The following is an 11564-nucleotide window of genomic DNA, read 5'->3' as shown; positions in this document are numbered from 1 at the left end:
CCCGAGCATGGCCCGTTCACCGAGGTCGGAAGGGGCGAGCACACCCGCGGCGGCGAGCGGCGCGACGGCCGTGGCGCCGCCCGCCGACCTCGCCGCACCAGCCGCCCCCGCCGCACCGAGCAGCGCGACGCAGCCGACGGCGGCCCCGGGCGTGACATCGACCAGGTTGACGAAATGGGCGGCGCCCGCGACGACCACGCCGGTCAGCACCCCGTCCACGGCGTGCTCCTCGACGAGCAGCCCGGCGCACAGCCCCGCCGCCCCGATCCCGAGAAGCTTCACGGCCCCGCTGGTCACCTCGCCCCGCCGCAGCGCGCCCAGATGGGCCCGGAACCCCCGGCGCGGGTCATCGGCGCCCACGAGGTCGTCGTACGCCCCGCAGCCGCCGGCCGCCAGCACCGCGAGCACCCCGGCGAGGCGTTCCCGGGGCGGTCCGGGGGCCACGGCGAGTCCCGCGACCGTACCGACGACGGCGGCCGGACCGGCGTACAGGGTGACGGTCCGGCCGGCGCGATTGGTCCGCCGCCACGCCGGGTCGGTGCGGCGGCGCAGCAGCCCGTACACCCCGGCGGCCACGCTCGCCGCCACCGCCGCCGTACCGGTCCCGCTCATGTCCTCACCCGTCCGCGCGGGCCGTGGCCAGCAGCTCCTCGGCGTGGGCGCGGGCGGTCTCGGAGTCCTCCTGGCCCGCCAGCATCCGGGACAGCTCCCGGACCCGGTCCTCGCCCTCCAGGACGGTGACACCGCTGCGGGTCACCGAGCCGTCCACGGTCTTCTCGACCAGCAACTGCCGGTCGGCGAAGGCCGCCACCTGCGGCAGATGGGTCACGACGACCACCTGCGCGGACTTGGCGAGCTTGGCGAGCCGCCGCCCGACCTCGACCGCCGCCTTGCCGCCGACGCCCGCGTCGACCTCGTCGAAGAGATACGTCGGTACGGGGTCGGAGCCCGCGAAGACGACCTCGACCGCGAGCATCACCCGGGACAGCTCACCGCCCGACGCGCCCTTGGCGATCGGCCGGGGCTGGGCGCCCGGGTGCGGGGCGAGCAGCAGTTCCACCTCGTCCGCGCCCGAAGGGCCGTAGACGACGCTCCGCCCGCCGATGTCGATGCCGGACGCCTCGTCCGCCGCCTCGTTCTGCCGGATGGCGAAGGAGACCCGGGCGTGCGGCATGGCGAGCGAGGCCAGCTCCTCGGTCACCGCCTCCGCGAACCGGGCGGCTGCCTCCGTACGCGCGTCGGTCAACGCCTGTCCGAGCACGGAGAGTTCGGCGCGCAACCCGTCGCGCTCGGCGGTCAGTTCGCCGATCCGCTCGTCGTCGCCCTCCAGCTCGGTGAGCCGGCCCGCGCCCTCCTGGGCCCAGGCCAGCACGGCCGTGATGTCCGCGCCGTACTTACGGGTCAGGGCGGTCAGCGCGGCCCGGCGCTCCTCCACGGCGGCCAGCCGCAGCGGATCGGCCTCCAGCTGATCGGCGTACCCGGCCAACTCGCCGGACACATCGGCGATCAGGATGGAGATCTCCCCGATCCGGTCGGCCAGCGCGGCCAGCGCCGGATCATGGGCCCGGACCCCGTCCAGGGCCTGCCCGGCCGCGGCGACGACCGTCGTCGCGTCGACGCTCTCCGGATCCTCCGGGTTCCCCGCCAGCGCGGTGTGCGCGAGGGAGGCGGCGGAGGCGAGGGCCTCGGCGTGCCCGAGCCGCTCCGCCTCGGCGGCCAGCTCGACGTCCTCGCCCGGCAACGGCTCCACGGCCGCGACCTCGTTCAGGCCGAACCGCAGCAGATCCGCCTCCTGGGCCCGCTCCCGGGCCCGGGTGGTCAGCTCTTCGAGCTCGGTGGCGACGGCGCGCAGCCGCCGGTAGGCCGCCGCGTACTTGGCGTGCGGAACCTCCACGCCGTCCCCGGCGTACCGGTCCAGGGCGCCCCGCTGCCGCGCGGGCTTGAGCAGTCCCTGCTGGTCGGTCTGGCCGTGCACGGCGACGAGTTCGTCCGCCAGCTCGGTGAGGACCCCCACCGGCACGGATCTGCCGCCGAGGTGGGCCCGTGAGCGCCCTTCCGCCGAAACGGTACGGCTGATGAGCAGCGCACCGTCGTCGAGTTCCGCCCCGGCCTCCTCGGCCCGCAGCGCCGCCGCGTCGCCCTCGGACACCGTGATCCGGCCCTCGACGACCGCGGCCTTGGCCCCGACCCGTACGAGAGCGGGATCCGCACGTCCGCCGAGCAGCAGCCCGAGGCTCGTGACGACCATGGTCTTGCCCGCGCCGGTCTCACCCGTCACCGCGGTGAAACCGGGTGACAGCTCCACCACCGCGTCGTCGATGACTCCGAGCGACCGTATCCGCATCTCCTCCAACACGGACATGACCTTACGAGGTCCCGGGCCGGACGCGCGACGGCCCCCGCTCCCGGATTCACTCTCCCGAGCGTTCCCGAGGGTCACGGGGGCCGTGCGGCACCGTCGGAACCGTCAGTGGGGCGCGCCCCGCCATCCCGATACGGGCAGCGCGAACTTCGCCACCAGCCGGTCGGTGAACGAGGCCTGGTGCAGCCGCGCCAGCCGTACGGGCACCGCACCGCGCCGCACCTCGACCCGCGCCCCGGCGGGCAGCTCCACGGTCCGCCGGCCGTCGCACCACAGCACCCCGTGCGGGGTGTGCGGCTGGACCTCGACCGCGAGAACGGACGTGGGCGAGGTCACCAGCGGCTTGGCGAACAGCGCGTGGGCGCTGATCGGGACCATCAGCAGCGCCTCGACCTCGGGCCAGACGACGGGCCCGCCCGCCGAGAAGGCGTACGCGGTCGAACCCGTCGGGGTCGCGCAGACGATCCCGTCGCAGCCGAACCCGGTCACCGGGCGGCCGTCGATCTCCAGGACGACTTCGAGCATCCGCTCGGGCGACACCTTCTGCACGGCCGCCTCGTTGAGCGCCCAGTCGGTGTGCACGACGTCGCCGTTGCTGTGCACCAGGACGTCGATCGTCATGCGCTCCTCGACCTCGTAGTCGCGGGTGACGACCCGGGAGACCACCTTGTCGAGGTCGTCGCGCTCCGCCTCGGCGAGGAAGCCGACACGTCCGAGGTTGACGCCGAGCATCGGCACCCCGGAGGCGCGGGAGAACTCCGCGCCGCGCAGCAGCGTGCCGTCACCGCCGAGGACGATCAGCAGCTCGCAGCCGTCCACGGCGGCGGGGCTGGTGTCCGTGACCGTCTCCACGGTGTCCGGCAGGGGCAGATCGGCCGCCTCCGTCGCCAGGACCCGCACGCCGAGCCCGTTGCGCAGCAGGCCCTGCACGACGAGCTCCGCGCTGCGGATCGCGGCCGGACGGCCGGTGTGCGCCAGAAGGAAGACTGTTCGTGCCGTATCGGTCGTCACATTCGTCGTCACATTCGTCGTCAACGAGGCCCCTCCGCCACTGCACGGTCGACATCCGCGGGATCCAGCTCAGGTGCGCCGGCCCGCAGCCACAGAAAGTACTCGACGTTGCCCGAGGGTCCGGGCAGCGGACTGGCCGTCACCCCGCGTACGCCGAGCCCGAGCGCCCAGGCCCGGCGCGCCACCTCCCGTACCGCTTCGGCGCGCAGCTCCGGGCTCCGCACCACTCCGCCGCTGCCGAGCCGCTCCTTGCCCACCTCGAACTGCGGCTTGACCATGAGGACCAGGTCCGCGTCGGGCCCGGCGCACCGGGCGAGGGCGGGCAGCACGAGGCCCAGCGGAATGAAGGACAGATCCCCCACCACCAGGTCGACCGCCTCCCCGTCGATGTCCTCCAAGGTCAACTCCCGCACGTTGGTACGGTCCTTGACGACGACCCGTTCATCGGACCGCAGCGACCAGGCGAGCTGCCCGTAGCCGACGTCCACGGCGACGACCTGCCGGGCCCCGGCCCGCAGCAGCACATCGGTGAACCCGCCGGTCGACGCCCCGGCGTCCAGCGCCCGCCGCCCCTCGACGGCCAGCCCGAGCGGCACGAAGGCGGCGAGCGCCCCGGCCAGCTTGTGACCGCCGCGCGAGACGTAGTCCGGATCGTCGTCGTCCTTGGTGACGACGATCGCGGCGGCCGTCTCGACCTGGGTGGCGGGTTTGGTCGCGGTGGTCCGGCCGACGGTGACCCGCCCCGCGGCGATCAGCTGGCTCGCGTGCTCGCGCGAGCGGGCGAGCTTGCGGCGTACCAGCTCGGCGTCGAGGCGGCGACGTGCCACTCCTGCCACGTTGGGTTCAGCTCCTGTTGTCGTGACGCGTGTCGTGCGTGCGGTGCGAAGGCGTGGGTACGGGACCGGGTACGGCTGCCGGACGGTCGTCCAGCGAGGTCAGCTCGGACCGCAGCCCACGGTGTACATCCTCGTACACCTCGACGTGCCCGTCCGCCGGGAGGTGGTCCGCATCGGCCAGCCGCTCCAGCCGGGCGTCCACCGCGGCGTGGCCGGTGGGCGTGCGCACGACACCGAGGGGCGTGGGCTCGGCGGGCTCGAAGGAGGGCCCTTCGGCGGCCGGCTCATCGGTCACCGGCTCATCGGGCGTGCTCGCGGGCGGTGTCCCCGCCTCCGGCGTCCAGTCGCTCATGCCGAAACGCTACATCGCCGGGCCGGTGTACCGTCGAGCACGATGGCGACCATGGCGGAGTGCCGCAGCGCACTCGACGAACTTTCCGACAACCTCGCAGCCGCCGAGGGCGACGTGCGCGGCGCCGCCGCCCTCGACCGCTCGCTGAGCTGTCACATCAAGGACCTGGACAGCACCTTCACCGGCCGGCTGACCGACGGCCGGATCACGGTGCGGGACACGGTCGAGGGACCACCCCGGGAGAAGGCCGAGATCAGGCTCGCGATGACGAGCGACGACCTGGTGGCACTGGTGAACGGCGACCTGAACTTCGCGAAGGCGTGGGCATCGGGCCGCGTACGCCTGGAGGCAGGCTTCAGGGACCTGCTGAAACTGAAGTCACTGCTGTAGGGAACCAAGCCCGGCCACATCAAGCCAGTCCGTATCAAGCCCGTCCGGCGATTGAGGACGAAGCCTTTCAGGCGGCGACCTTCCGCGCCTTGCGGGCCGCAGGCACCACGAGCGGCGTACCCGTCTCCGGATCATCGATCACCTGACACCGCATCCCGAACACCCGCTCCACCAGCTCCGCGTCCACGACCTCCGAAGGCGGCCCCTCCGCGACGATCGCCCCGTCCCGCATCGCGATGAGATGCGTGGCGTACCGCGCGGCGTGGTTCAGGTCGTGAAGCACGGCGACCAGCGTCCGCCCCTGCGTCTCGTGCAGCTCCGCGCACAGATCGAGGACGTCGATCTGGTGCTGGATGTCGAGGTACGTCGTCGGCTCGTCGAGCAGCAGCAACGGCGTCTGCTGGGCCAGCGCCATGGCGATCCAGACCCGCTGGCGCTGACCGCCGGACAGCTCGTCGACATAGCGGTCGGCCAGCTCGGCGACACCCGTGGACTCCATGGACTCGTCGACCACCCGCTCGTCCTCCGGCGACCACTGCCGCAGCAGCCCCTGGTGGGGGTACCGGCCGCGGGCGACGAGGTCGGCGACGGTGATCCCGTCCGGGGCTATGGAGGACTGCGGCAGCAGCCCCAGCGTCCGGGCGACCTTCTTCGCCGGCAGCTGGTGGATGGTCTGCCCGTCCAGCAGCACCTGACCGTGGCTCGGCTTCAGCATCCGGGCGAGCGCCCGCAGCAGGGTCGACTTGCCACAGGCGTTGGGACCGACGATCACGGTGAAGGAGTTGTCGGGAATCTCCACCGAGAGGTTCTCGGTGATGACCCGCTGGTCGTAGCCGAGGGTCACCGATTCTGCGGTGAGGCGCTGCATGGTCGTACTCCCGGAGTCGGTGAGGTGGAGCGGCACGGCGCGGGGCACGGGCAGACCACCGAGCAGCACCAGGTTAGGTTAGCCTATCTTCCTCTTGACGCCACGGGCCCCGGTCCGCCGCCCCACGCTTCCAGGACCCTCAACACCCTCGCGGGCAAAGGGCGTCGGGCGGCGCCGGGACCGTTTCAGAGCCCGAGCCCGGCGAGGGCCTTCCCCGCCTTGAGCCCGCACACACCCGCGCCGGCGAAGCTCCAGGCGGCCGCGCAGAGCGCCCGCAGCCCGTCGAGCGCGTCGCCTTCGCCCTCCAGGGTCAGCGCGTCCGCGCGTACGGCGGCCGTCCAGCCGCCGCACCGGTACGCCTCACCGGCCGGCACCACCTCGGGCTGCCCGGTCAGCAGCCCCCGCAGATCCCGGTCCACATAGGTCGGCCGGTGCTGCGGCGGAGCGGCGAGGAGCTGGGCCGCGTCGGTCACCCCGGTCAGCACCAGCAGCGAGTCGACGCCCCCGTTGAACGCGCCCTCGATGTCCGTGTCCAGCCGGTCTCCGACGACGATCGGCCGCTTCGCCCCGGTCCGCAGCACGGTCTCGCGGTGCATCGGCGGCAACGGCTTCCCGGCGACCTGCGGCTCGGCGCCGGTGGCGATCCGTACGACCTCCACAGCGGCCCCGTTCCCGGGCGCGATGCCCCGGGCGCCGGGGATGGTCAGGTCGGTGTTGGACGCGAACCACGGCAGCCCGCGCCGGATCGCGTAGCTCGCCTCGGCGAACCGCCCCCACGCCATGTCCGGCCCGCCGTACCCCTGGACCACCGCCGCCGGGTCGTCGTCCGCCGACTCCACGGGCACCAGCCCGCGCTCGCGCAGCGCGACCCGCAGCCCCTCGCCGCCGATCGCCAGCACCCGGGCTCCCGGCGGCAGTTGATCAGCCACCAGCCGGGCGACGGCCTGGGCGGAGGTGATCACGTCGGAGGGTTCCGCGGGCACCCCGAGCTCCGTCAGGTGCTCCGCCACCGCGTCCGGCGTCCGCAGCGCGTTGTTGGTGACATACGCGAGGTGCATGCCCCCGGCCCGTGCCTCGGCCAGCGATTCCACGGCGTGGCCGATGGCCTCGCCGCCCGCGTACACGACCCCGTCGAGGTCGAGCAGAGCCGTGTCGTACGCCTCGCTCAGCGCCGTGCTGCTTCCCGCCGGCCGGACCCTGTCCTGCTGGTGGCTCATATGAATCGCTCCTCTTTGCTCTGCATCTGCCCCGATCATCGCGTATGCCCCCTGCACACATACGATGCCCTGATGAACACTTCAGGTCCCGTCGACCAGGGGCTGCGGCTGATCCCGTTCCGCGGACTGCGTTACGTCCCCGAGCGGGTCGGCAGTCTTGCCGCCGTGACCTCGCCCCCGTACGACGTGGTCGTCCGGCCCGACGGGCTGCACCACCTGGAGTCCGCGGATCCGCACAACATCGTGCGCCTCATCCTCCCTCAGGCCGACACCGCGCGGGATCGGCACCGGCAGGCGGCGGCCACTCTGGAGCGCTGGCAGGCCGAGGGGGTCATCGCCCCGGACCCGGACCCGGTGCTGTACGTCTACGAGCAGCGGAACGACGAGATCCTCCAGCGGGGCCTGATCGGCGCCCTGGCCCTCTCCCCCGCCGCCAAGGGCATCGTGCTGCCCCACGAGGACGTGATGGACGACGTCGTCGCGGACCGCGCGGAGCTGATGCGTACGACGGAGGCCCATCTGGAACCGCTGCTGCTGACCTACCGCGGCGACGAGGGTACGCCGACGGGGGCGGCAGCGGTGATCGAGCGCACGGTTCTGCGGGAGCCGCTGCTCGCCACCACGACGGAGGACGGCTTCCGGCACCGGCTCTGGGCCGTGACGGATCCGTCCGAGCGGAGCGAGATCGAGACAGACCTCGCCCGGCGCCAGGCGCTCATCGCGGACGGCCACCACCGCTGGGCCACCTATCTCCGGCTTCAGCGGGAACGGACCACGCCGGGGCCGTGGGACTACGGCCTCGTCCTCCTCGTCGACACGGCCCGTCACCCGCTCCAGGTCCGCGCCATCCACCGGCTCCTGCGCGGCCTGCCGGTCGCCCGAGCCCTGGAAGCGCTGACCGGCCTCTTCCGCGTCCGGCCGGTCGAAGGGCCACTCGCCAAGGCCCTCGAAGCGCTGGCGGAGGCCGCGGCCGGGGGCAACGCGTTCCTCCTCGCCGGCGACGGCGGCTTCCACCTGGTGGACCGCCCCGATCCGGCTCTGCTGGCCCGCACCGTCCGGACGGACCGCCCCGACGCCTGGCGCACCCTGGACGCGACGGTCCTGCACTCCGCGCTGCTCGACGATGTGTGGCGGATCCCCGACGCGCCCGAGCACATCGGCTACATCCACGACACCGCGGCCGCCGTCGAACAGGCGGAACGCCTCGACGCCACGGCGGTCCTGATGCATCCCGTACGCGAAGAGGTCGTCCGGGACCTGGCCCGGCAGGGCGTCACCATGCCCCGCAAGTCGACGTCGTTCGGCCCGAAGCCGGCCACGGGTCTGGTCATGCGGAGCCTCACCCTCGGCTGACCCGCGACCGGACGCGAACCGGACATGAAGAAGGGGCGGCACTCCGGATGGAGTGCCGCCCCTTCTTCATCAGCCGCTAGGCCTTGACGGAACCGTCCGCCGGACCATCCCGGTCGGCGTCGTCGTCCTCGTCGTCCTGCTCGTCCTCGTCGAGGTCGGCGTCGTCACGCGCGTCGGCCCGGTCGTCACGCATGTCGGGCCGCTCCTCGGCACGGGGCGCGACCTCGTCGGCCTCGTCCGTCTCCTCGTCACCGAGGACGTCGACGAACTCCACACCGTCGAGCTCGGCGAGCCGGTCCGACGCGTCGGTGGAACCGTCCTTGTCGGCCTCCAGCGCCTTCCCGAACCACTCCCGCGCCTCGTCCTCGCGGCCCGCCTCCAGCAGGGCGTCGGCGTACGCGTAGCGAAGGCGCGGCGTCCAGGGCTGTACGGAGTTGGAGGCCAGCTCGGAGCTCTGGAGCGTCACGATGGCGGCGTCGATCTGACCCATGTCACGACGCGCCCCGGCGGCCACCAGCCGCATCTCGACCTGCCCGGCCTTGTCCAGCTTCTGCACCTCGGGGTCTCCGGCCATGGCCATCGCCCGCTCGGGCCGCCCGAGCCCGCGCTCGCAGTCCGCCATGACGGGCCACAGGTCCACGGACCCGGTCATCCGCCGGGCCGCCCGGAACTCGGCGAGCGCCTCGGCGTACTTCTGCGTGGCGTACGCCGCGAACCCGGCCGCCTCACGCACGGCGGCAACGCGGGACGCGAGCCGAAGGGCGATACGGGCGTACGCGTACGCCTCCTCGGGGTCCTCGTCGATCAGCCGGGCCACCATGACGAGGTTGCGCGCGACGTCCTCGGCGAGGGTCTTCGGCAGGCTCATGAGCTCCTGGCGTACGTCCTTGTCGATCTCGTCGCCCGTGACGTCGTCCGGGATCGGCAGCCGCTTGATCGGCTCCCGGTCGCGGTCCCGGTCCCGGTCGTCACGACGGAACCCACCACGGTCCCGGTCGTCACGCTGACCGCCGCGGTACCCGCCACGGTTGTCGTCACGGCGGAAGCCACCGCCGGAACCGCCACCACGGTTGTCATCGCGACGGAAGCCACCGCCGGAGGGACGGTCATCATCACGACGCGGACCACGCGGCCGGTCGTCACGACGCTCGAACCCACCACCCGGACGGCCACCACGGTCATCACGCTGCTGACCACCCCGGTACCCACCACGGTCATCATCACGACGCGGCCCACGATCACGATCCCGATCACGGTCATCACGACGGAACCCACCACCGGAAGGCCGGCTGTCGTCACGACGGAACCCACCACCGGAGCCACCGCCCCGGTTGTCGTCACGACGGAAGCCACCACCGGAAGGCCGGTCGTCATCACGACGCGGGCCACGGGGCCGGTCGTCACGACGCTCGAACCCACCGCCCGGACGGCCACCACGGTCATCACGACGGAACCCACCACCGGAGGGACGGTCGTCATCACGACGGGGACCACGCGGCCGGTCGTCACGACGCTCGAACCCACCACCACGATTGTCATCGCGGCGGAAACCGCCACCGGAGCCGCCACCACGATTGTCGTCACGACGGAAGCCACCACCGGAGCCACCGCCCCGGTTGTCGTCACGACGGAAACCGCCACTGGAAGGCCGGCTGTCGTCGCGACGGAACCCACCGCCGGAGGGACGGTCATCATCACGACGCGGACCACGCGGCCGGTCGTCACGACGCTCGAACCCACCACCCGGACGGCCACCACGGTCATCACGCTGCTGACCACCCCGGTACCCACCACGGTCATCATCACGACGCGGCCCACGATCACGATCCCGATCACGGTCATCACGACGGAACCCACCACCGGAAGGCCGGCTGTCGTCACGACGGAACCCACCACCGGAGCCGCCACCACGATTGTCATCGCGACGGAAACCGCCACCGGTGCCACCACCGGTCGGCCGGCTGTCGTCACGACGCGGGCCGCGGTCGCGGTCCCGGTCACGGTCGTCACGGCGGAACCCACCGCCGGTGCCACCGCCGGAAGGCCTGTTGTCGTCACGACGGAAGCCGCCGCGGTCGTTGTCGCGTCGAGGTGCGCCGGAACCGGACCGGTCGTCACGACCACCGCGGTAACCGCCCCTGTCACCGCCGTCCCGGCGACGCGGCTCGCGCTCCGGACGATCGTCGGGAGAGTTGGTGGACATGGGTGTGACTCCTGTCTTCGGGTACCACAGACATTCTCGCGCAGCCGACCATCCGACGCGCTTCGGGAAAAACAAAAGGACCCCTGGTCCCAGCATGAACGCTGGGACCAGGGGTCCTTGAAAGATTGTTCGGCGGCGTCCTACTCTCCCACAGGGTCCCCCCTGCAGTACCATCGGCGCTGAAAGGCTTAGCTTCCGGGTTCGGAATGTAACCGGGCGTTTCCCTAACGCAATGACCACCGAAACCCTATCGGGTTCTAGCGAACAAGCACACTCTTCAATTAAGTAGTGAAACTGTTCAACCGGTGCGATAACTGTTCGCAACCCGGGAACAACACAGTGGACGCGAGCAACTGAGGACAAGCCCTCGGCCTATTAGTACCAGTCAGCTCCACCCCTTACAGGGCTTCCACATCTGGCCTATCAACCCAGTCGTCTACTGGGAGCCTTAACCAATCAAGTTGGTGGGAATACTCATCTCGAAGCAGGCTTCCCGCTTAGATGCTTTCAGCGGTTATCCTTTCCGAACGTAGCCAACCAGCCATGCCCTTGGCAGGACAACTGGCACACCAGAGGTTCGTCCGTCCCGGTCCTCTCGTACTAGGGACAGCCCTTCTCAATATTCCTACGCGCACAGCGGATAGGGACCGAACTGTCTCACGACGTTCTAAACCCAGCTCGCGTACCGCTTTAATGGGCGAACAGCCCAACCCTTGGGACCGACTCCAGCCCCAGGATGCGACGAGCCGACATCGAGGTGCCAAACCATCCCGTCGATATGGACTCTTGGGGAAGATCAGCCTGTTATCCCCGGGGTACCTTTTATCCGTTGAGCGACAGCGCTTCCACAAGCCACTGCCGGATCACTAGTCCCGACTTTCGTCCCTGCTCGACCCGTCGGTCTCACAGTCAAGCTCCCTTGTGCACTTACACTCAACACCTGATTGCCAACCAGGCTGAGGGAACCTTTGG

The 11564-nt window shown here is 71.5% G+C and carries 11 protein-coding genes and 2 rRNA genes; 2 read left to right on the top strand and 11 right to left on the bottom strand.

What is annotated here, in order from left to right; all coding sequences use genetic code 11:
* The 5 genes from G3I54_RS10935 to G3I54_RS10915 form a co-directional block, all read right to left on the bottom strand.
* Window positions 1–612 (bottom strand): hypothetical protein (locus G3I54_RS10935; RefSeq protein ID WP_164613534.1); only part of this gene is annotated, 612 nt, incomplete at its 3' end.
* 4 nt (window positions 613–616) lie between these two features.
* Entirely contained in the window at window positions 617–2362 is a 1746-nt protein-coding gene (gene recN, locus G3I54_RS10930) for a DNA repair protein RecN (RefSeq protein WP_164613532.1), read from the bottom strand.
* A gap of 105 nt (window positions 2363–2467) precedes the next feature.
* The gene (locus G3I54_RS10925; protein WP_164613536.1) at window positions 2468–3373 is read right to left on the bottom strand and encodes an NAD kinase; all 906 of its coding nucleotides are present in this window, start codon (window positions 3371–3373) and stop codon (window positions 2468–2470) included.
* Window positions 3374–3393: 20 nt separating this feature from the next.
* A complete protein-coding gene (locus G3I54_RS10920) occupies window positions 3394–4209 on the bottom strand; it encodes a TlyA family RNA methyltransferase (RefSeq protein WP_164613530.1) in 816 nt (271 codons plus the stop codon).
* A 7-nt stretch (window positions 4210–4216) separates the two neighbouring features.
* Entirely contained in the window at window positions 4217–4561 is a 345-nt protein-coding gene (locus G3I54_RS10915; protein ID WP_164613528.1) for a hypothetical protein, read from the bottom strand.
* Between the two features lie 42 nt (window positions 4562–4603).
* Between G3I54_RS10915 and G3I54_RS10910 the strand changes: the two genes are divergently transcribed.
* The gene (locus G3I54_RS10910; protein WP_164613526.1) at window positions 4604–4951 is read left to right on the top strand and encodes an SCP2 sterol-binding domain-containing protein; all 348 of its coding nucleotides are present in this window, start codon (window positions 4604–4606) and stop codon (window positions 4949–4951) included.
* Window positions 4952–5018: 67 nt separating this feature from the next.
* Here G3I54_RS10910 and G3I54_RS10905 read toward each other — a convergent pair whose 3' ends face one another.
* Both G3I54_RS10905 and G3I54_RS10900 read right to left on the bottom strand, forming a co-directional pair.
* Window positions 5019–5819, bottom strand: coding sequence for an ABC transporter ATP-binding protein (locus G3I54_RS10905; RefSeq protein WP_137232329.1), 801 nt, complete (start codon window positions 5817–5819; stop codon window positions 5019–5021).
* A gap of 185 nt (window positions 5820–6004) precedes the next feature.
* Window positions 6005–7036 carry an HAD-IIA family hydrolase gene (locus G3I54_RS10900; protein WP_164613524.1) on the bottom strand — a complete coding sequence of 344 codons (1032 nt, stop codon included), beginning with the start codon at window positions 7034–7036 and terminating at the stop codon, window positions 6005–6007.
* A gap of 72 nt (window positions 7037–7108) precedes the next feature.
* On the opposite strand from G3I54_RS10900, the gene G3I54_RS10895 reads away from it, so the two are divergent.
* Window positions 7109–8389: a DUF1015 domain-containing protein gene (locus G3I54_RS10895; protein ID WP_164613522.1), complete on the top strand. Its 1281-nt coding sequence runs from the start codon at window positions 7109–7111 to the stop codon at window positions 8387–8389.
* A 76-nt stretch (window positions 8390–8465) separates the two neighbouring features.
* Here G3I54_RS10895 and G3I54_RS38960 read toward each other — a convergent pair whose 3' ends face one another.
* The 4 genes from G3I54_RS38960 to G3I54_RS10880 form a co-directional block, all read right to left on the bottom strand.
* Window positions 8466–9257 (bottom strand): tetratricopeptide repeat protein, encoded by a 792-nt coding sequence (locus G3I54_RS38960; RefSeq protein ID WP_203685945.1) that lies wholly within the window; start codon window positions 9255–9257, stop codon window positions 8466–8468.
* Window positions 9254–10513, bottom strand: a complete 1260-nt coding sequence (locus G3I54_RS38955; protein WP_343240309.1) for a hypothetical protein — start codon at window positions 10511–10513, stop codon at window positions 9254–9256. The genes G3I54_RS38960 and G3I54_RS38955 overlap by 4 nt, the downstream gene beginning before the upstream one ends.
* A gap of 206 nt (window positions 10514–10719) precedes the next feature.
* Window positions 10720–10836: ribosomal RNA gene (rrf, locus tag G3I54_RS10885) — 5S ribosomal RNA — on the bottom strand.
* 111 nt (window positions 10837–10947) lie between these two features.
* A 23S ribosomal RNA gene (locus tag G3I54_RS10880) occupies window positions 10948–11564 on the bottom strand; the annotation flags it as partial.

Source organism: Streptomyces sp. SID14515 (assembly GCF_010548505.1).
Lineage (GTDB): Bacteria > Actinomycetota > Actinomycetes > Streptomycetales > Streptomycetaceae > Streptomyces > Streptomyces caviscabies.
This window is presented reverse-complemented; position numbering and strand designations above follow the sequence as displayed.

Excerpts from the sequence above, each read along its gene's own strand:
- recN (WP_164613532.1), bottom strand. The coding sequence starts at position 2,362 with ATGTCCGTGTTGGAGGAGATGCGGATACGGTCGCTCGGAGTCATCGAC.
- G3I54_RS10915 (WP_164613528.1), bottom strand. The coding sequence starts at position 4,561 with ATGAGCGACTGGACGCCGGAGGCGGGGACACCGCCCGCGAGCACGCCC.
- G3I54_RS10910 (WP_164613526.1), top strand. The coding sequence starts at position 4,604 with ATGGCGACCATGGCGGAGTGCCGCAGCGCACTCGACGAACTTTCCGAC.
- G3I54_RS10905 (WP_137232329.1), bottom strand. The coding sequence starts at position 5,819 with ATGCAGCGCCTCACCGCAGAATCGGTGACCCTCGGCTACGACCAGCGG.
- G3I54_RS10900 (WP_164613524.1), bottom strand. The coding sequence starts at position 7,036 with ATGAGCCACCAGCAGGACAGGGTCCGGCCGGCGGGAAGCAGCACGGCG.
- G3I54_RS10895 (WP_164613522.1), top strand. The coding sequence starts at position 7,109 with ATGAACACTTCAGGTCCCGTCGACCAGGGGCTGCGGCTGATCCCGTTC.
- G3I54_RS38960 (WP_203685945.1), bottom strand. The coding sequence starts at position 9,257 with ATGAGCCTGCCGAAGACCCTCGCCGAGGACGTCGCGCGCAACCTCGTC.